The following is a 21,725-nucleotide window of genomic DNA, read 5'->3' as shown; positions in this document are numbered from 1 at the left end:
GAGCGAGCTTGCTCGCGATTGCGGCCGGTGACGGAGCCTGCGGGCGGCGTCGGTCACCCGCGCAGCGCTGACCCCGCGCGCGGCACCGTAACGGTGAATGTGCTGCCGTGCCCGGGGCGTGAGCGCACTTCGAGTGCGTGGCCGAGTGCGTCGGCCTGACCGCGCGCCAGCGCCAGTCCTAGGCCCTGGCCTTCGTCGTGACGGGCGCTGCGGTCGTCGAAGCGGCGGTAGGGAACGAAGATGAGCGGCAGATGTTCGGCGGCGATTCCGGGCCCGGTATCCCATACCTGCAGTTCCACCTCGTTGCCGCGTGGCCGGGCGGCGACCAGGACGCGGCCGCGCTCGGTATAGCGCACCGCGTTCGACACCAGGTTGTCGAGAATGGACTGCAGCATCATCGCGTCGCTGTCCACCACCCGCGCAGTCGGACGGAAGCGCAGGTCCAGCCCCTTTTCCTGCGCCAGCGGCACGAACTGCGCCGCGCAGGCGGCCCACACCTCGGACAGCGGCACCGCCCGCCGCAGCACACGGGCCTCGCCCGCTTCCAGGCGCGACAGTTCGAGCAAGCGCGTGAGCTGTCTGCTCATGGCACGCACCGCGGCGTCCATGCCGCCGCAGACTTCGTCCAGCACATCGCGGCTGAGAGCGGTGGGGTCCTGCGAGCGCAGGTAGCGCACATGCAGCCCGACCGCATGGACCGGCTGGCGCAGGTCGTGCGTGACGCCGGCCAGAAAGAGGTTCTTGGCGCGCATTGCCGCCTGCACGGCGTCGCGTTCCTGCCGCAGATCGTCGGCCAGCCTGGCATTCTGGCGCGTCAGCATCAGCGCGTTGCGCATCGTTGCGTGCGCGTTGCGGCCGAAGGACACCAGTACGAGCAGGTAGAACAGGAAGGTGAGGCCGCCGCCGATGTTGATCAGCCCGCCCATCAGCCATGACTTGACGATGAAGGGCAGCAGCGCGCACACGAGGTAGAGGTTGAGCGCGCGCGGCAGGGCGGTGGTGGCGGTGACCGCGCCGCCGGCCATGCCGGCCAGCATGGCGACGCTGAAGAAATCCATGAAGGGGTCGCGCCCCTCGTAGCCCAGCCAGGGCAGCAGTCCCCAGGCCAGGCCGGTGAGCCCGGCGACGGCGGTGTAGGCGGTTTCGGCGCGGTCGAGGCCGTCGCCCTGCAGCGTGGACAGCTGCGGCCGCAACTGGCGTACCAGCGCGTAGCGCAGGCCGACCAGCAACCAGATCGCGGCCAGCCAGAGCCAGACGATGCCGTGCCCCTGGGCGCTGACCAGTACCGCGGACGCGGTCAGCGACACCGCCAGATTGCCGGCGACGATGGTGGGCGTGTGACCGAAGAGCACGCCCAGCAGGTCGCGCCGGACGGCGTCCGAATCGCCGGGCGACGTGGCGTCGTCGAGCGTGGCGGATGTTCCGGTCATGGTAGTTTCCGCAGTCATGGACGCCCGCGAGATTAGCATCGTCGTTGCCGAAGACCACGCTCTGGTGCGCCAGGGCTTGCGTCTGATGCTTTCGGCCGAGCCGCGCGTGCGCTGGCTGGGCGACTGCGGCGACGGCGAGCGGGCGCTTGAACTGGTGCGCAGTCTGTCGCCCGACGTGCTGCTGCTCGATCTCGGCCTGCCCGGTCTGGATGGCCTTGGCGTAATGCAGGCCATCGCCGCCGCCGGTCTGGCGACGCGGGTGCTGGTGGTGACCGCGCGCCAGGACGCCGCCTCTTTCCAGGCCGCCCTGGCCTTCGGCGCCCAGGGCTACATGCTGAAGACGGACGACGCCGAGGCGCTGGTCGGCGCGATGATGACGGTGTCCGAGGGCGGCTACTACGTGAGTCCGGAACTGGCGACATTGTTCGGCCACGGCATGGACGCCGCGCACGAGGGCCTGACCTCGCGCGAAATGGACATTGCCGGGCGTGTCGGGCGCGGTCTGTCGAGCAAGCAGATCGGCGCCGAACTGGGCATTTCCGAACACACCGTGCGCAAGCACCGCGAAAACATCGCGCGCAAGCTCGGACTGCGCAATGCAGCCGAACTGGTGGCCTGGGCGGTGCGGCACCGGCTGCCCGAAGCGTGAGCAATTCCCTGCCTGCCTGCTGATTGCCGGCGCGCTACGCGCTTGTGCGTATTTACCCCCGCCGGGTGGGCACGCTCCAATGCGGTATGGATTTTCCGGGCACCCGGGGCATTCCTCATTCCGCATCCTCCCGTGGTTGCCGGACGCCGCTGCGGACGAGCAGCGCGACGGCGGCAACGGCGGGGTCTGCGTCCGGGCCACGTACAAGACCAATACAAGGGGGTTTCAGATGACCAACCGTTTCCCGGCGGCAGCGGCGCTCGCCTTCGGCCTGTGCGTCGGCGCCGTGCAGGCGGCGCCGATCAGCTTCAGCACCACCGGTTCACCGGTGCATACCTATTTCCAGTCCGTCCCTGCCGTCTCCGCCACCGTGCAGTTCGTCGGCCTGAGCGCGGCGCTTGAACTGACCCCGGACGTCGGCCAGCAGACCCGGTTCTTCACCTTCTTCGCCGGGACCGGGCCGGCGGACCCCGGAATGACCGGCATCGAGTACCAGCCGTACTCGGTCGGCCTCACGGTGCTGGGCATCACGAAGTACTTCGAGTTCGATCTGGGCGTGCAGGAGATCGCCAACGACCAGTATCAGATCCACGCCTTCGCCATGCCGTCGCTCTCGTTCGACCTCGGCGCCACCGGCACGCTGACGGTGACGCCGAATGCGTTCTACACGCAGGCGGTGCAATTGCGTGCCGATACGCCGGCCTACCACCTGCGCGACCTGTACGCGACCTTCCTGCTCACCGGCGCCACGGTGACGCCAGTGCCGGAACCGGACGCGCTGGCACTGACGATGCTGGCCGTCGGTGCGCTGTGGGTGAGCCGTCGCCGCCGCGGCTGACCTCACGACCGTGACGGATGGCTCGGAATGTTGACGAAAGTCAAAGAAAACAATTGGATCGGAGGGGCGATGGCGGACGCAATGCACATCATTCCGGTCACATCGGCTTACACTTATGTAAGAAATATTCCTACACGCGGACAGCAACCGCGGGCGCTGCAGCATTCAGGAGTCAGGTCATGAAAGCCACACAACGTCGTCGCAGCCAGCCTCGGTTGCGCACCCTGGTTGCCAACCTGCGCAACGGGCACGGACTGATGGTCGGGGTGGCAAGCCTGCCACTTCTGATGTCGCCATCGGCCTGGGCGCAGGCGATCAAGGCCGATGGCCAGACCTTGACCACGGTGACGACGGCGGGCGCGGTGACCGATATCCGCACCGGAACGGTGTCCGGCAACACCGGTTTCAACTCGTTCAAGAGCTTCAGCGTCAATGCCGGCCACACGGCCAACCTGCACGTGCCGGGCGGCGCGCTGAACCTGGTCAACATCGTGCGCGACACGCGCACCGACATCCACGGCACCCTGAACGCGATCCGCGACGGGCGCATCGGCGGTAACGTCTATTTCGCCAATCCGCACGGCTTTGTCGTCGGTGCCGGCGGCATCGTGAATGTCGGCGCGCTGTCGGTGAGCACGCCCACCCAAGGCTTCGTCGATCGGTTCTTCACCGCGCCGGGCGTGGTTGACGCCGGCGCGCTGGGTCAGTTGCTGAATGGCACCGCGCCGCTGTCGTCGGCAGCCATCCGCATCGACGGCCGCATCAACGCGATCGACGCGGTCGAACTGGCGGCTGGCACGGTGAGCGTCAAGGGTGCCGTGCTGACCGGCGCCCGCTTCGAAGGCCAGGCACCCGATTTCACCGACGTGGTCAATGCGCAAGGGCTGGCCATCGGCAGCCGGGTGGTCGAGCGCGCCGGCCGCATATATATAGCTGCGGCGGACGACATCGAGATCGCCGGTACGCTGGACGCCCGGGGCGGTGCCGGCACCGACGGCGGCGACATCACGCTGCGCGCCGGCCGCGACATCGTGGCCGACATCGACGCCATGGTGACGGCCGCCGGCGACGGCGAAGGCTCCGACGGCGGCCGCATCGATTCGCTGGCGCAGCGCAACGCGGTCATCCGCAGCGGTGCCGTGATGGACGCCAGCGCGGGCTCGCGCGGCGACGGCGGCTTCGTCGAATTTTCGGCCAAGGACACGGTGGAGCTGGCCGGCGGCCAGTTCTACGCGGACGGGCGAGGCGGCGGTGCCGCCGGTCAGGTGCTGATCGACCCGCTGAACATCGTGCTCAGCCAGAACCTGCTGCGCGGCGCTACCGCATACAGCGGCGTACCGGGCGGCGCAGACAGCGGTGTCACGATCAACGGGGCGCACCTGCTGCTGCAGGCCACTAACAGCATCACCGTCAACGACAACATCGTCGTGTCCAGTCGCCTGGTCAGCAGCGACCACGTGGGCGGCGTATCGACCGGCCACTCGGGCAACATCACCTTCGAGGCACCGAACATCCTGCTCAAGTCCGGCAGCAAGGTGCTGGCGCACGGCGGCGGCATCTTCGACGGCGGTGACGTCACCTTCACCGCGCACAAGGTGTCGTCGGTCAGCATCCTGGGCTACCGCGAAGCCAGCGCATCGATCGAGCTGGATAACGCGACGGTCAAGGGCCGCAACGTGTCGATGACCGCGTTGACCGACGTGCAGAACCGCTGGGTCTTCGATGAAGGCAGTTTCGAGCAGAACGCGGCCAACTTCGCCACCGAGGGCGCCACCGGCCTGCTGGGCATCGGCGCCACGCTGCTCGGCCTGAACATCGTGCATTCGCAGGCGGTCGGCACGTTGACCATCACGCTGAAGGCCGGCTCGGTGGTCGAGGCCACGCAGGACCTCACGCTGCTGGCCGACAACCTCACGTCGGCCGGTGCTGCGCCCGACACCGGCATCAGCGGCCCGGGTACCCAGGTGAACACGCCGCTGGGTCTGGGCGCGCTTTATGCGCGCAACAGTTCCACCGCCACCGTGGATGTGAAGTCGGGTGCCACCGTGCGCGCCGCCAATCTCAACGTGCGCGCCAACAACGACGCCACGCTCGAAGCATCGGTCGAAGCGGCCGATCCGGGCGAGGACGCCAACTCGCAGATGAGCTTTGCGCTTGGCCTGACCTTTGCCGACGTGCGCGCGAACGCGACGGTCGAAGCCGGCGCCACGGTGCAGGTATCGGGCGACGTGACGGTGGCGGCAACCAACCGCAACACCTTCGCCAATTCGGTCACCGCGTCGCTCGGCAACGAAGGCAAGGCGGCCGCCGCTATCGCGGTCAGCCAGCTGTCGTCGGAAGCGACTGCGTCGCTGAACGCCAACGTGGCTGACGCGACCAAGGTGCAGGTACTGGCGATCAACGACAACACCTCGAACGCCACGACGGCCGAAGCCAAGGTCGGCACCTCGCTGAACGACGCCATCCTCGACGCCGCCAAGGAAAAGGCCAAGCCGATCACCGACACCGGCGGCTTCATCGAGGAAAAACTGTGGGAAAAGCTGCTCGCCGGTGCCGAGCCCGACGCCAAGGCGCAGAAGCCGCAATCGACCTCTCTGCGCATCGGCGGCGCCATCGCCTGGGTGGACAGCGACGCGACGGCGTCGGCCAGCATCGGGCCGAACGCCAATGTGCATGCCAGCGACCGCGCGGTCGTGGCGGCGCGCACGCTGGGCTCGGACATCCAGGTGGTGGCCGAGGCCTCGGCGATTTCCCAGTCGAAGGACCGCGCCACCGGCAACACCGCCCGCAACACCTTCTCGGCCGGCATCGCCATTGGCAATTTCAGCCATGACGCGCTGGCCACCGTAGGCCGCAGCGCCACGGTGACCGCACCGCGCATCGCGGTCGCGTCGGACGTGATCATTCCGGTGCGCGAGACGCTGATCACCGGCGGCAGCTTCACGCGCTGGGACGGCCTGTCCACGGTGAAGGACTGGTTCAACGACCTCACCGGCATCCTCGACGTGTTCAACGGCGCCTCGGCCGCCAAGTTGACGTCCGACAACTCGAACAACGCGATTTCGCTGTCCGGCTCGTTCAGCCTGCTGCAATTCGACCACGCCGCGAAGACCGAGGTGCAGGAATCGGCGAAGCTGAACCTGACCGGCAATGCCAGTGGCGCCTGGACCGCAAGTTACGAAACCGTGGCCGACGACAGTTCGACCTCGGAAGACGAACAGGTCTTGCAGGACTGGTCCTTCGGTGCGCCAGCCGACATCAGTGCGAAGCGCGACGTGACGCTGCTGTTCCACGGCGGCCACTTCTTGCCGGGCGGCACCGGTGGTGGCAGTGGCAGCAAGGGCCTGGGCATGGCCTACACGCAGGAAATCCTGAACGGCGACAGCCTGGTGTTCGTGCGCGAGGGCGCCGCCATCCAGGGCGTGACCGAAAGCGTCAGTGGCAGCACCGCCGGCCAGCGCAGCTACACCGTCACCGGCACGCGCGCGACCGACGAAGTGAACATTTCGGCCGAGGGCAAGGATCTGGTCATTTCGCTGGCGACGATCGCCGGCTACGGATCGAGCTTTGGCATCAACGGCTCGGTGTCCATCGTCGAGGTGACGAACAACACGCGGGCGCTGGTTGACGATGAAGCCACGCTGCGCGCCGGCACCCTGTCGATCACCGCGCTCGACGAACCGGTGCTGTGGTCCATCGCCGGCGGCTTCAACAAATCGGAATCGGCCGGCGTCGGCCTCGGCATCGCCTATAACGGCGTCACCGGCACCACCGAGGCGCTGGTCGGCGACAACGACAGCGAGGCGCTGAACGAAGGCGACACGCGCGCCAGTCAGCGCAGCATCACCAATGCCGTCATCCAGTCCGGCGACGTGACGGTGGAGGCGCGCGCCAGCGGTCGCATGGAGGCGATCGCGGTGACCGGCGCGGTGGCGGTCAGCGGCAGCAGCAGCGAAAGCAGTTCCCAGGGGGGCTTCTTCGGCAGTATCAAGAGCAAGTACGAAGAGGTGCAGACCAAGATCGCCGGCATGGTCGAACTGAAGCCGACTTCGACCTCGAAGCAGGGCAATACCAGCAGCCAGGGCACGCAGTCCAAGCCCAGCTTCGGCCTGTCGGCCGCCGGCAGCGCGGCGGTCAATGACGTGACGCTGGTGACGCGCGCGAAGCTCGCTGGCGTGACGGTCGATCAGGCGGACGGGGGCAGCGCGGCCAAGCTGACCGTACTCGGCGTGTCGGACCTCGATATCGTCACCGCCTCCGGTGCGGCCGCTTTCACCCGCGCCAACAACCCGAGCCAGAACAAGTCGGCAGCGGTCACCGGCAGCGTGTCGGTGAACATGATCGACAACACGGTCGAAGGCCTGGTCGAGAACGCCGACCTGAACGACACGCAGGACGTGACCGTGCAGGCGCTGGCCGGCGGCGAGCAGCTGTCGATCGCCATCGGCGTTGCTGCCAATGCGAGCAGCAACCAGAACCAGAGTTCTTACTCGCTGACCGGTTCGCTGTCGCTGTCCATCATCGACAACACGATACGCGCCGCGCTGAACTCGACCGATCTGACCGGCGCGGCCGGCAGCGGTCGCGCGCTCGACGTGACCGCCTACAACCGCATGTTCATCGGCACCGGCGGCGGTACGCTGGCGCTGGGCGGCAAGACCGGTGCCGGCGGCGCGGTCACCTATTCCGACGTCGCCAACGTCGTCACCGCGGAGATCGCCGGCGGCTCTGCGGTGAGCGGGGTTGACAGCGCGGCCGTGCGCGCATTCAACGCGACCGAGATCGGCGCCGGTGCGGCGCACGGCCAGGCGTCGGCGTCGAACAACGCGAATTCGATCGGCGGTGCCGTCGTCATCACCGAGATCGACAACGACACCACGGCGCAGATCGTCGGCCTGTCCTCGGTCACGGCCACTGGCGCGGTCAACGTGCTGGCGCAGGACCGCGGCGCCGACGCAGCGCTCGAAGACACGATAGAGCCGGGCAACCAGCGCGAGAACACGGTCAAGGGCCTGGACTACTGCGGTCGCAGTGGCGCCGGCGCCACGCCCAGCGGCAACTGCATCACGTCGGTGGCGGGCATCCTGCAGGTCAATATCGGCAGCAACAGCAATGCGGTCGGCGCGTCGTTCAACTGGAGTTCGATCGACAACGACCTGACCGCGAAGGTCGAGAATTCGAAGGTCAACGTCACCGGTGCGGCCGGCCGGCTGAACGTGAAGGCGGAATCCGACGTGCTGATCACCTCGATCGCGGTCGGTGTCGGTGCGTCGAGCAAGGTGTCGGGGGTCGGCTCGGTGTCGGTCAATTTCATCGACAACGATCTGCTCGCGAACGTCAGTGCGCCGCAGGGCAACAGCGCCTTCGACGACGTGTCGGCCGCCAGCGTCACGATAGAGGCGAAGGACCGCTCGCGCATCGACACGCTGGCCGGCGGTTTTTCGGCCAGCATGAACAGCGTGGCCATCGGCGCCTCGGTCGCGTACTCGGAGATCTTCAACACGGTGCAGGCGCAGATCGACCGCGCCCATGTTGACGCCGCGGGCACGCTGAGCCTGACCTCGCTGTCGGATGCGCGCATCCGCAGCCTGTCGGTCGCCGGCGGGCTGGCGCTGGGCAGTTCGCCAGCGGTCAGTGCGTCGATCTCGGTGAACTTCATCGGCAACCGGACCGAATCGACGGTCGATGACGCGCTGCTGGAAGACAGCGGTGACGGCAACACGGTCACCGTGAGCGCGACCGACAGCTCGCGTCTGCAGTCGTTGGCCGGTGCGGTCGCTGTGGGCATCGGCGGCAGCGCGGTCGGCGGTGCCTTCGGCTACAACAAGATCGGCAACACGACGCTGGCCTCGATCGATGAAGCGACCGTGCGCAACGCGTCGGCGCTGAGCCTGACCGCGCTGGAGACGGCCACCATCGAAACGCTGGCACTGGCCGCTGGCGGCGCGCAGAGCGTGGCGCTGTCCGGTTCGATCACGCTTAACCACATCGGCATGTATTCCGGCGACACCAATGCCGGTGGCGAAGGCGGCAACGTCACCACCGCCGAAATCGTCGGCAGCACGCTGGAGAACGTCAACAACGACTCGGCGATCACGCTGCAGGCATCCGACACATCGACCATCAAGTCGCTGGCCGGTGCGGCCGCCTTCTCGGGCAACGCAGCGGTGGGCGGAGCGGTCGGCGACAACTGGGTGCGCAACACGGCGAAGGCGCGCGTCCATGACAGCACCATCGGCGGCGCGGCGTCGCTGACGCTGACCGGCAGCAACACGGCACTGATCGAATCCGGCTCGGTCGCTGGCGCCGGTGCGGCCACCGGTGCTTTTGCCGGCTCGGCATCGAGCAACCGCACCGACAACAAGACGGTGGCCGAGATCACCGGCTCCGACATCAGCGGCGGCACCGCTGCAGTGTCGATCAACGCGGCCGACAGCGCGCGCATCAATGCGCTGGCCGGTGCGGTCGGCATCAGCGGCTCGGCGGGCGTCGGCGCCGCCATCGCGGTGAACAAGATCGCCAATTCGACGCACGCCACGGTGTCCGGCCTGAAGAGCAGCGGCTTCGACGTGACCAACCTGATCGTCAGCGCCGATTCGCTGGCGACGATCAAGACCGCGGCAGTCGGTATCGGCGGTGGCGTCGATGTCGGCGTCGGCGGGTCGGTGGCGGTCAACCTGATCAACTCCGACACCCGTGCGGTGATCAAGGAAGGCGCCGACATCGAGGCGCGTGACAACGTCGCGGTGCTGGCCGAGTCGGATGACAAGATCACGGTGCTGGCCGGCGCGGCCGGCATCGGCATCACCGCGGCCGGCGTCGGCGCGTCGGCCACGGTGAACGAGATCGGCGGCGCGACCGAGGCAGCGATCCGCGACAGTTCGGTGGCGGCGCGCGCGCAGCAGGGTAGCGGCGTCAGTGTGAACACCGGCGAGATCGGCGGCGTGAACCTGCGCGCCAGCATCGACCGGATGAACCAGAGCGGCGGCGGCTACTCCTCGTCCAACCCCTTCGTCGCGCCCGACCTCGTTGCGTCGCGTACGCGCGAGAACGTGCGCGGCATCGCGGTCAATGCGACCGCCACGCACCAGACCACGACCGCGGTCGCCAACGTTGCCGGTGGCAGCTTCGCCGGCGTCGCGGCCACCGTGAGCATGAACATCATCGGCGGCGCAACCACGGCCACGGTGACCGACTCGGTACTCAACGGCGGCGACAACAGCACGGCCAGCAACGCGCAGGCGGTCAGCATCAAGGCGGCCGACCATGCCTACGGCAACACCTTCATCGGTTCGATCGCGGTTGGCCTCGCCGGTGTCGGCGCGTCGGCGGACGTGAACGTGTTTGATCGCGACACGCGCGCCGGCGTCAGCGGCAGCACCAGTTCGGTTACCGCCAAGGGCGCGGCGACGGTGAAGGCGCGCTCCAGCCAGGGCGTGTCGTCCATCGTCGTCGGCGCCGCCGGCGGTGCCGTGGCGGTGGTCGGCAGCGGCTCGGTCGCCAAGTTCACCAGCACCACCGAAGCCTATTCGGACGACGCCGTCTGGCGCGTCGGCGCGCTCGACATCCGCGCCGACCATGACTCCGTCTTCCTGGTGGCCGGTGGCGGCCTGGCGGCCGGCGGTGTGGCCGGTTCGGGTACCTTCGCGGTAGGCCTCGATACCAGCACGACCGAAGCGCGCGTTGACGGCGGCGGTATCGATGCCGACGGTCAGGTCAACGTGATGGCCGACAGCTCGACCGAAATGCGCACCTGGGCCATTGGCGGCGCCGGTGGCGGTGCGGCCGGCATTGCCGGCGCGGTCGCGGTCGGCATCATCGACAGCACGACGTCCGCCAAGGTGATCGACAGCCGCGTGGGCAGCGCCGCCGATCGCAGCGGTGGGCTCGCCGTGCAGGCGACCGACAGCGTAGTGACCGAAAGCCGCGCCGGCGTGGCCGCGGTCGGCGGCATCGCCGGCGCGGGTGCCGGTGCCTCGGTGACCAAGGTCAACAACACGACGACCGCCACCATCCAGGACAGCAATGTCCACGTGGACAACGACATCGCGGTCACCGCGAGGGCCGAACGCAATATGTCGAATGCGGCCGTTGCAGCAGCGGCCGGCGGCACGGTGGGCATCGGCGGCGCGGTGGCGGTCACGGTGATGAATGCCGGCCTCAGCAGCGACGCGTCGGGCGAGGCGGACAAGGACAACAACGGCACGCTGAGCAAAGCCAACGCCTTCTCCAGCGGCGACCAGCTCAAGACCGGTGATGACGAGGGGAACATCAGCACCGGCAGCAATTTCTCGCAGTCGGACATCACGCGCATCAATGCCAGCGGCAAGGTCGCGGCCAAGGCCGACGTCAATGCCGCACCGGATGGCTCGACCCGTGCGACGGTGGTCGATACCGCGAACACCGCAGCGAACACGCTGCGCGCAGGCGGCAACATACGCATCACTGCGTCCGAGAAGGACAAGGTGGATGTGCTGGTCGGTGGCGGGGCGCTGGGTGGCATCGCTGGCGTCGGTGCTGCGGTTGGCGTGCTGAATGTGCGCCACGACGTGCGCGCGACCACCGACGGTGCGATCACGCTGCGTGCCGATACGGGCGACATCGAACTCGACGCCAGTACCGGACGGCTGGAGGCCGGTACCGCGGCGGTAAACGTGAAGAGCTATCAGGCGGCCGGCGGTCTGGTCGGCGTCGGCGCAGCGGTGGCGACGGCCGATCTGGCCAATACCGTCGTCGCCAAGCTGGGTGATGGCACCCAGGCGACGGTCGGCAGCGCGGCCGGCGACGTGCGCGTGCTCGCCGGTGACGCGATGGACGCCAGTGCGCACGCCGAAGGCTACGCGGTAGGCGTGGTGGCGGCCGGCATCGTCATCGCACGTGCCGACAAGGCGGGCAGCAGTACGGCGCAAATCGGCGAAGCCGATACCACCAGTCAGGCGGCTGCGACTTCGGTCACTCTGGGCGGCGGCGCGCTGGCGGTCGAGTTGACACGCAGCGACACCGTCAGTGCCAGTTCGAAAGCCGGCTCCGGCGGCGTGGCAGCCGGTTCCGGATCGGAAGCGACGGCCAGCGCCACCGGTGCGGCACGGGCGGCCATTGCCGACCGGGTGACGGTCAGTGCGCCGGGTTCGGCGATTTCGGTCGCCGCACGCAGCACGCCGAAAGTCAGTGCGGTTTCGCGCGGTTACAACGGCTCGCTGGCGGTGTCGATCGGCGTGTCGCTGGCGGAAGCAACGGCGGCCACCCAGTCCTACGCGACGATGGGGCGCAACAACAGCATCACCGCCGGCAGCCTGTCGCTGAACGCCGCGACGCTGTTGCCGACGCTGGGCGAAACGGCCTACTCGTACGCGAACGCCACCGGCGGCTCGCTGCTGGTCGGTGCCAATGGCAGCGACTCCTGGGCCGGCAGTACGGCGCTGGTGAACGCGACGGTGGGTGGCAGCAACAGCTTCGCCATCAGCGGCAGCACCAGCCTGACCGCGTCGAACCAGACGCGCCAGACGGCGGAAACCAGCGGCGTCACGATAGGCGGTCTGCTCGCCATCGGTGCCAACCTGGCGTCGGCCAGTGCCGGCTCGGTCACACTGGCGTCGATCGACAACGGCAACACCGGCAGCGTCGGCTCGGCACTGTCGGTGCTGGCCACCGGTCACGACCAGACCTACGCCGATGCCGAAGCCGGCTCCGGCGGCATCATCGCCGGCGCGGCGGCGGTCGCTTCGACGCGCAACCTGTCCAATACGCAGGCGCTGCTCGGCGGCGGCACGACGGCGACGGCGCTCAGCACGGCGACCGACGGGCGCATGGAAGTGCGCGCCGATCACATCGCCACCTTCAATTCGCGCGTCAACTCGCTGTCGGCCGGTGTCGTCGGCGCCAGCGGTGCGCAGGCGCGCAACGACATCGACGCGCGCGTAGTGGCCGGCATCAAGGCCGGTGCCAACTTGCGCACCTGGGATCTGGACGTGCTTGCGCTGAACCAGACGCGCAAGCCCTGGCTGGCCGAATTCAACGTGTTCGCCGGTGCCGGCGGCCTGGCCGGCGGCGCGGCGGGTTCCAGCGAAACGACGGTGGACAACATCACGCTGGTCGAGGTGGGCGACGGTGCGCGCGTGCGCGTACTGGGCGACGAGGACGACCCCGGCCGCACCAACTTCAACGCGGTGTCCGACGTGATGCTGCGCGACCGCGCCAAGCTGGAGGCCGGCGGCGCGATCAGTGCCGCCGACGCCGAGGCCAAGGCGTGGCTGAACGCCACGCCGCTGACGCCATCGGCGGACAACATCGGTCGGACCGAGGCACGCGTCGGCAACAACGCGGTGATCGACACCGTGGGCGACTTCAACCTGGCGGCGCGCGATGTGGCCGACGTCGAGGTGCGCGCCAATTCCAAGACCTGGGGTCTGGCGGCCTACGCCGACGGCTACTCGCTGTCCGACCTGCGTGTCCGTTCGCGTGCCTCTGTCGGCAGCGGCAGCGACATCCGCGCGGATGGCTTCATCAACGTCGGCGCCGGGCGTGATGCCAATGGCGCGCGCAACACCTTCTCCACCGTTGCGACCGCCGACCTCTACAACAACGCGGCGGTACCGATCTCCAGTTCGGACTGGGGTGCCGACGCACTGCTGAACCAGGACAACCAGATCACCATCGCCGGCACGCTGCGCAGTGTGAAGGACGTGAACCTGAGTGCCGACAAGGGCTTCGGTCACCGCGTTGACGGTCAGGGCGTGGCGCGCGACCTGTACAGCCAGGCCGCCAGTGCGATCGCCAGCGGGGTGAGCAATCTGTTCGGCGGCGGTGACGTGTCGATCGAGCAGAACAGCGGCCGCAGCATCGAGCAGTCGCGCGCCGGCGTGTCGGTCAGCGGTCTGGTCGATGCCGGCATCCAGAACCAGCAGCTGATGACGATCAACGAGAGCGGCAGTGGCGCGCCGACGCTGACGCTCAGCGTGCAGGTGCCGCGCGAGGGTCAGGGGGCCGAGTGCCGTACGCCGGGCACCGCCGGCTGCACCTACGACACGGTGACCAAGCAGTACTGGATCACCCGCTCGGACGGCATGGAACTGCCTACGCTGAGCGTCGAGAACCTTCAGGACAACCTGCGCACACGCATCAACGCGCTGAAGGAAATCCGCGGCAACTACCAGGGCACGACCAGCACCGGCGGCGACGCCAGCAACCCGGAAACGGTGGCCGCACTGACCGCGGAAATCAATTTCCTCGAACAGCAGATGGCCGACCTGTTCCCGGCCGGTGGCGCCAACGCATCGATCGCCAACGCGGCCTTCATCGTGATGCCGGAGGTCAACGCGCGTGGCGGCAACATCAACGTGATCGGCGACAACCTCGCCGGCAACGGTCGCCTCAATGCGCGCGGCGAGGCGAAGATCGAAATCATCAACAACAGTTCGGCCTTCCTGCGGACCGATGAACTGATCATCCCGGAGGACGCGACCGGCCGCCTCACGCTTAACGGCGTCGCCATCCTGAACACGCCGGGCAGCAACCCGACCACCGGACAGATCAACGCCGCGCTGAACGATCGCAACCAGGGCGGCACCGCCGCCTTCTCCAGCGTCGGCATCGCGCCGAATTCGCCGGCGCCGTCGATCACCGTGCGCAACACCTATGTGCCGGCCGATGGCGACACGCGCGCGCCGGACATCGAAGTGGTGGGCAACATCAGCAACCTGCTCGGCTCGGTCACGCTGGAAAGCGAACGCGGCAGCGTGCTGGTGCAGCCGAAGGATCCGCTGAACCCGCTGACCGCACCCAATATCCAGGCGGCGGACATCAACATCACCGCCGGTCGCGACTTCGTGTTCAGCTCGCCGTCGGCCTTCTATCACACCGCCGGCAACCCGCGCGACATGTGGGGCGGTACACGCACGCCGAGCGGCAACAGTGGTGGTCTGGCCAACAACTACGAGGACGGCACCGCGTCGTCCGGCTCCAGTACGGAAGCACGCAACGGCACCGGCGGCCCGACCATCGCCGGCAACAACATCTTCATCAGCGCGCGCTACCTGAACATCAACGGGCTGCTGCAGAGCGGGCTGCCGGACCGCAACATCGTCATCGGCGACAGCGCGCGGGTGAACCTGAACATCGGTCCCTACAAGACGGCAACGACGCTGGCGGAGGCAAAATCCAACTACGACGCGCTGGTGGCGGCGGGGATGAAACCGTCCGATCCGCGCTTCCGCATCAGCAACACCGAAGGCAACATCGTGGCCTTCTTCAATGCGGAACTGAACCGCGTCGAGCTGGAACCGGTGAAGGTCGAGGGGGGCAAGCTTGAGCTGCTGGGCGAGATACTGAACACCGGCGGTGGCCGCATCGCGGCGATGGACGGCTACGGCCGCTTCAACATCGACAACCGCAGCGGCTACGACATCGTGATTACTGGCCTCGATACCGGCAACGACATCGAAGGCAAGGTGCGCATCACCGATTACCTGCGTCGCTGGGATCCGCTGGCCAACGGCGGCCAGGGCGCCATCGTCACCAACGCATCGCAATCCAGCACGCAGACGCTGGCCTATTACAACAGCCTGACGCCGGTGACGCGCGAAGTCACCCGCCTGGGCAACGCCGTCAAGACACGCGACCTCATCACCACCACCGATGCCCAGAACAAGCTGAAGGAGGTCGAGGTCGAGCACTACGATGACGTGGCCGGTCGCAATACGGGATACGCGCCGGTGACCGGACAGACCTATACCTGGGTCACCGGTCAGCGCAACACGACCAACACCTACTCGCGGTACGAGAAGGAGACAAAGTTCTGGTTCTTCCCCGGCAGCTGGTCGCTGGCCGATCGCACGGCCTACCGGAGCTGGGACGATCCGACGCCGCTGTCCGAGGGCGAGTACACGAAGATCGACACCGGCATGGGCAGTACGACCTACCGCTACCAGCGGCGCGACGTGACCACCGCCTTCCGCGCCTGGGACCGCGAGGATTCCGAGTGCTCGGCCTTCCTGTGCATCTGGAAGTGGCACACCTACGAGGTGTGACCGAAACCGGCTCCAAGCGCTACAACACGCACACGGTGAAGGCCGACCACTCGATCCCGATCAACTTCATCGGTTACGACAGCGGCCAGGTTGACATCCGCAGCCGCGCCGACATCATCTTCGCCGGCAGCCTGACCAACCGCACCGGCACGACGACGGTGGACGCTACCGCCGGCAATGGTTTGCCGGGCGGTGCCATCACGGCGGAAAGCGTGCGCGGCGTCATCACCGCGCAGAACCTGACCCTGCGTGCCGCCGAGGGCATCGGCAACACACTGACGCCGCTGCAGATCGACATGCTGGGCACCGGCGCGGTGACTGCCATCAGCGCGCGCGGCGACATCGGCCTGCGCGAAATGAGTGGCGACATGCGGGTGAGCGAAGTGCGCACCGACAACAACGGCCGCGTGTTCCTGCAGGCCGACCGCGACATCGTTGCGGCCGGTAGCGGCAATGCGGTACGCGTGCAGGGCGGCGGCGTGGAGCTGATGTCCAGCTCGGGCCAGATCGGCACCGACGCGCAGGCGCTGGTGGTGCAGACCCAGGCCACCGCGCAGGGCGGTCTGAGCGCGACTGCCAGCGGCGACATCCATCTGATGCAGCCGGACGGCGACATGCAGCTGGACAAGATCGAATCGCTGTCGGGCGACGTGACGCTCACCGCGCTCGGCGGTCGCATCACCGACGGCAACCGTAACGAAACCCGCGATACCCGCGCCGAAGCCGAACTCGACGCGCTGTGGAACGACCTGCGCCTGCGCGAATCGGACGGCGCCGCCGACAGTCTGGCCGACGCGCTGAAGGGCCACCGCTCGCAGATCAGCCGCGAGTATCAGGAGTACTGGTCGCTGCGCAACGTCGAACTGATCGAGGATCCGCAGAACGCCGGCAGCTTCCTGTATCGCGCGGACAGCTACAACGCGGCTACCGCGTTGACGCGGCTGCGTACGCTGCACGACAAGCTGAGCGGACTTGGCATCTCGCTCGGCAGCACCGGTGCCAGCTACGACAGCAGCTTCAGCTACGTCGGCTCGGCCGCGACCGACACCGTCATCGCCGGCATGTCCGACGGCACCCATGTGTGGACCGACAACCAGGTGCGCTACGGCGTCAGCGCGGCGATCTACAACAAGTCCACGTCCGACACCGAAACCCGGGTCGAACAGCCCAACGTGGTCGGTCGCCACATCGTGCTGAACGCCAACAGCGCGAGCGGCGGCGTCGGCCGCGACGAGGGCCAGTTCACGGTGAGCATCGCCAGCCTGACCGCGCTCACGCCGGAACAGCGCCGCGCGCTGTCGGCGGCGGAAGCGGACGACGTGGCGATCGATACGGTGGCCAAGACCGCCACCGTGCTCAAGCGCGACGACGTTGACATCGCCACCACGGCTGGCGGTTCGGTCACCGTCAATGCGCGCGGCCACGTCTTCCTCGGCGCCGACGATTACGACCGCAACGGCACCGTGCTGCCAGGCGACATCAACCTCGTGTCGCTGGATGCGACCGGCGGCGGCGTCGATTTCAGTAAGACGATCCGGCTCAAGGTGTCTGGCGGCATCGTCGATGCCAGCACGACGAACGCGCCGAACCTGCGTGGCGGCAGCACTATCATCGAGGCGGGCAGCGGCAGCATAGGTAGTGCAGCCAGGCCGATCACACTCGATCTGGGCGAAGCGGCGACACTGACCGCGCGCGCCTCGACAGGGATCTGGCTGAACGAAACGAACGGCCCGATGCGGGTGGCCGAGATGTTCTCGGGCAGCGGCGGCATCCATCTGACGAGCGCCGGCAGCATCCTGAGCGCCAGCGGCCCGCAGCGCGCGGTCGCCATGCAGACGGACGCCGGTGACATCGATCTGGTGGCGCTCGGCGGCAGCATCGGGGCCGACGGCGAGCCGCTGCTGATCGCACAGGGTGCGGGCGGGCTGGTCAATGCGCAGGCCAGCGGCGACGTGCATCTGTCCGGTACGCGGGCGGTCGAGCCCGACCTGTCGCCGGCGCTGACCGTCGGTAACGTCAGTGCCGGTGGTTCGATGTCGCTCGCCGCACCGGTCGGCGATCTGCGTCAGACCGGCGACGCCGAGGCAGCGGGCGATATCGCGGTGCAGGCCGGGCGCTACCTGATGGACGACGGCACCGTGCTGCGCGCCGACGGCGGCACCATTGCGATCGACGCCACCGGCGACGTCGTGGTCGGCCGCATCGAGGCGACGAACAACGCCACCGCCGACGCCATCCGCATCACGACCGGCAGTCGCATCCTTGATGGTGGCGACATCGGCACTTGGGATCTGGTCGCGGCCACGCCCGGTGCCGGCGTGACGCTGGACGCGGCCGGCGGCGTCGGCAACGCAAGCTGGAACAACGGCTCGCCGCGCGCGATAGCGAACGCGCTGGAAACCGACATCGCGAAGATTGACGCCATCAGCACCGCTGGCGGCGTGCACATCGACGAGCGCGACGACATCGAGATCGGCCGCATCGAAGTGCGCGACGACGCCTGGGTACGTGCCGCCGGCGACATCGAGAACGGCACGGTGTACGCATCGCGCGGCAATATCGATCTGCTGTCCGGCGGCAAGGTGACGGTGGTCAACGCGACGGCGGACCTTGGCAGCACGACGGTGATCGCCGAGGACGACATCCTGATGGACGCGGTCACGGCAGGTAACGGCGTGACGCTGGAGTCGAACAACGGCAGCGTCAGCGTGTCGCGCATCACCGGCGACATCCTGTCGCTGTCCGCGAAGAACGATCTGAACCTCGGCACGCTGAGCGTCGGTCGCTCGCTGTTCTTCAATTCGCAGTCGGTCACTGCCCGCATCCTGCACACCCGCAACGACGCGCCGCTGGCGATGCGCGCGGTCGGTCGTGGCGGCGTGCCGGCGCGCTGGGTCGATCTGACGATCAACAGCGAGGTTGGCGTACGCTTCGACCGCTTCAGCGCGCTCGACGCCGAGGTGACGATGGAGCGCGGCTTCCTGCGCATCGACCAGGGCCGCATCGAGAACCGCGCGCGCTTCATCAACCCGGTCAGCAACATCTATATGGACAACCTGACCACGGTGGTCGAGCCGGCCGACGTGCAACTGCATCACCCGGGCAAGGTGTTTGGCAACATGCTGCTCGACGAGTGGCTGCTGGTGACCGACCCCTACGTCGTGATGCGCGATCCGCTGCACGAAGTGGTGATGAACACCGTGCTCGACTACAGCGGCCGCGAGCAGTCGCGAGAACTCATCGTCACCCGCGTCAATACGCCGGACAAGCAGTCGGCTGCGGGTCAGGTGCCACAGATCGCGTCGGTATCGATCAACGTGCCGCTCGACATTCCGGCCGTGAATTCCGGTGAGGAAGAGAGCGAAGAAGAAGCCGAAGCCCGTCGTCGGGCTGAAGAGGAGGTTGTCGAGTGAGTCGTTCTCCGCGTCGGACGAAGATAGGGCAGGGCGCTGCATGCGCACTGGTTTCGGCGTTCAGCCTGCTGCTGCCGCTGCAGGTGGATGCGCAGGCGGTGCCGCAGATTCCTGCGGCCGCCGACCCGGGCGTGATCCAGGAACGCTCGCGCGACATCGAACGGCGACTGCGTGAGGAGCGCGAGCGGCGTCCTGACGACGCGCCCACCATCGATGACGACGCGCTGAAGCCGGCGCCGGTCAAGCCGGCGGCCGGTGCACGCTTCATGCTCCGGCGCATCGATTTCACCCGCTCGGAACTGCTGGATGAGTCCATGCTGCGCGGGCTGGCGGCCGGCCTTGAAGGGCGCGAGGTCTCGCTGGGCGAGGTTCAGGAACTGGTTGATCGCATCAACGCGCTGTACCGCGACCGGGGCGTGCCGACCGCGCAGGCGGTACTGCCGGCACAGGAAGTGGCCGATGGCGCGATCACCATCAAGCTGGTCGAAGGCCGCGTCGGCAAGGTGGTGATGAGCGGCAACGACAGCACTTCGGAGGCCTTCATCCGCGAGCGGCTCGGCCAGAGGCCGGGCGAACTGGCCGACGTGGCCGCGCTCGAGCGCAGCATGATGCGCTTCAACCGCACCCAGGACGTACAGCTGAGGGCAGAGCTGAAACCGGGCGCGAAGTTCGGCGAAACCGATTTCGCGCTGTCGGTGAAGGAACCGCCAAAGCACGAAATGCGGCTGTTTGCCGACAGCAGCGGCAGCCAGGCGACCGGCGTCTATCGTGTCGGCGCCTTCTACCAGAACCGCAGCCTGCTCGGTTTCCGTGATGCGCTGGGCGTCACGCTGGTCGGTGCCGATGGGCACGAAGGCAGGGCGCTGTCGTACAGCTTTCCGCTCGGCACGCTGGGCACGCGGCTCACGCTCTCCTGGTTCAACGACCACACGCGCATCATCGACGGCCCCTTCCGGCCGCTGCGCATCCGCGGCGAATCGACGGCGTGGACTGCGCTGTTGCGGCATCCGGTGCTCATTGGTGGCAACTACCAGCTCGATCTGCTCGGCGGCGCGAAGAAGCGCAAGACCGAGAGCTGGATTTCCGGGCGGCTGTTCCAATCGACCGACATCGACGATCTGTCGCTCGGCGTCGATGGCCAGTGGTGGGAGAAGGACCGCATCTGGACTGGCTCGCTGACCTACTCGAACGGCAAGGCCGACCCGATCGACGACATCGTCAGCACATCGTTCTCGATCTGGCGTGGCTCGCTGCGCCGTGTGCAGGATCTGTCGGACGGCTGGTCGGTGCAGAGCAACCTTGCCTTCCAGTACACGCGCGACGAGAACCTCACGTCGAGCGAGCAGTTCCTGATCGGTGGCGACAACAGCGTACGCGGCTACCAGACCGGCCTGTTCAGCGGCGACAAGGGTCTCGCCGCGTCGATCGAACTGCACCACCCGCTGCCGCAGCCACCGGTGGCGCCGGTGCGCACGGCCGGCTTCCTGTTCCTCGACTACGGCGCGACCCAGCCTTTCCGTCCGGTCGGTTCGACGCGCGGTACCGACACGCTGGCCAGCTACGGCTGGGGCGTGAACGCCAATATCAATGACCGCGTTTCAGCCCGCCTCACGCTGGGCCTGCCCATCCGCGACCGCGTGCAGGATCCGCGCAACTACTACGTCCACTTCCAGATCGTCGCGCAGCTGTTCTGAGCGACGGCGCTGTCGCTTCTCCGGACGGTGCGCCCGAGCGGCGACTCCGTCGCGGCCAAGGCCGTTCCCAAATGCGGTACACGAGATCCGCGACAGAGTCTGGGCCGGGGTTCTGTGGGAGGGGTCCTCTGACCCCGACAGCAGCCTGGATCGAAGCCCGCGGACTGCAGCGGCCTTGTCGCGGTCGAGGCCGCTCCCGCAGACCGTGCGCCTGCGCGATTCAGACCGCGACGAAATCCAGTGTTTTCGACAGCATGAACATGACGGTGCAGCCGGTGTCCGTCTCGTGCGGTCCGTGCACGGTGCCGGCCGGCGCGGCGAACACGGCGCCCGGACCGTAGCGGCGGCCGTTCTCGATGAACTCGCCGTCGAGCACGTAAGCCACTTCGTCGGCCTCGGTGTGCAGGTGGTTCTGCACCGCCGATCCGGGATCGAAGCGGTAGACAACGACTGAAGCGCCTTCGGCGGGGTTGCCGTCGAGCACCTTGTAATGCACGCCTTCGATGCCGCTGGCCTGCCAGCTCAGATCGTCGGCGTGGAACTGGGTGGTATACATTCGGGGCTCCGGAATGGCCGGGTCGGATTGACCCGCACGACGCTGCGCACGGACCATGCCATCCGTCCCGTCTGCCACACCCGTTCGACATGCCCCCGCACGATGGCGTTGACACGCCGT

The 21,725-nt window shown here is 67.8% G+C and carries 5 protein-coding genes and 1 pseudogene; 4 read left to right on the top strand and 2 right to left on the bottom strand.

Annotated elements, in window-relative coordinates; all coding sequences use genetic code 11:
* Nucleotides 1-53 precede the first annotated feature (53 nt).
* Nucleotides 54-1,430, bottom strand: a complete 1,377-nt coding sequence (locus ACQ66H_RS11615) for a sensor histidine kinase (protein ID WP_430434165.1) — start codon at nucleotides 1,428-1,430, stop codon at nucleotides 54-56.
* On the opposite strand from ACQ66H_RS11615, the gene ACQ66H_RS11610 reads away from it, so the two are divergent.
* From ACQ66H_RS11610 to ACQ66H_RS11595, 4 genes and pseudogenes are all read left to right on the top strand, one after another.
* Nucleotides 1,429-2,079, top strand: coding sequence for a response regulator (locus ACQ66H_RS11610; protein ID WP_430434164.1), 651 nt, complete (start codon nucleotides 1,429-1,431; stop codon nucleotides 2,077-2,079). The genes ACQ66H_RS11615 and ACQ66H_RS11610 overlap by 2 nt on opposite strands.
* Nucleotides 2,080-2,308: 229 nt before the next feature.
* Nucleotides 2,309-2,917 (top strand): PEP-CTERM sorting domain-containing protein, encoded by a 609-nt coding sequence (locus ACQ66H_RS11605; RefSeq protein WP_430434163.1) that lies wholly within the window; start codon nucleotides 2,309-2,311, stop codon nucleotides 2,915-2,917.
* 179 nt (nucleotides 2,918-3,096) lie between these two features.
* A pseudogene (locus ACQ66H_RS11600) lies at nucleotides 3,097-19,355 on the top strand (leukotoxin LktA family filamentous adhesin).
* A complete protein-coding gene (locus tag ACQ66H_RS11595) occupies nucleotides 19,352-21,049 on the top strand; it encodes a ShlB/FhaC/HecB family hemolysin secretion/activation protein (RefSeq protein ID WP_430434162.1) in 1,698 nt (565 codons plus the stop codon). Before ACQ66H_RS11600 ends, ACQ66H_RS11595 begins: the two are co-directional and overlap by 4 nt.
* A 220-nt stretch (nucleotides 21,050-21,269) precedes the next feature.
* Here the strand turns inward: ACQ66H_RS11595 and ACQ66H_RS11590 are convergent, their stop codons facing one another.
* Complete coding sequence (locus tag ACQ66H_RS11590) at nucleotides 21,270-21,605, bottom strand: cupin domain-containing protein (protein ID WP_304003381.1); 336 nt, start codon at nucleotides 21,603-21,605, stop codon at nucleotides 21,270-21,272.
* Between the last annotated feature and the right edge of the window lie 120 nt (nucleotides 21,606-21,725).

It is taken from the genome of Methyloversatilis sp. (assembly GCF_965284615.1).
Classification (GTDB): domain Bacteria; phylum Pseudomonadota; class Gammaproteobacteria; order Burkholderiales; family Rhodocyclaceae; genus Methyloversatilis.
Note: the sequence above shows the minus strand (reverse complement) of the source record. Positions and strands in the feature narration are given on the sequence as shown.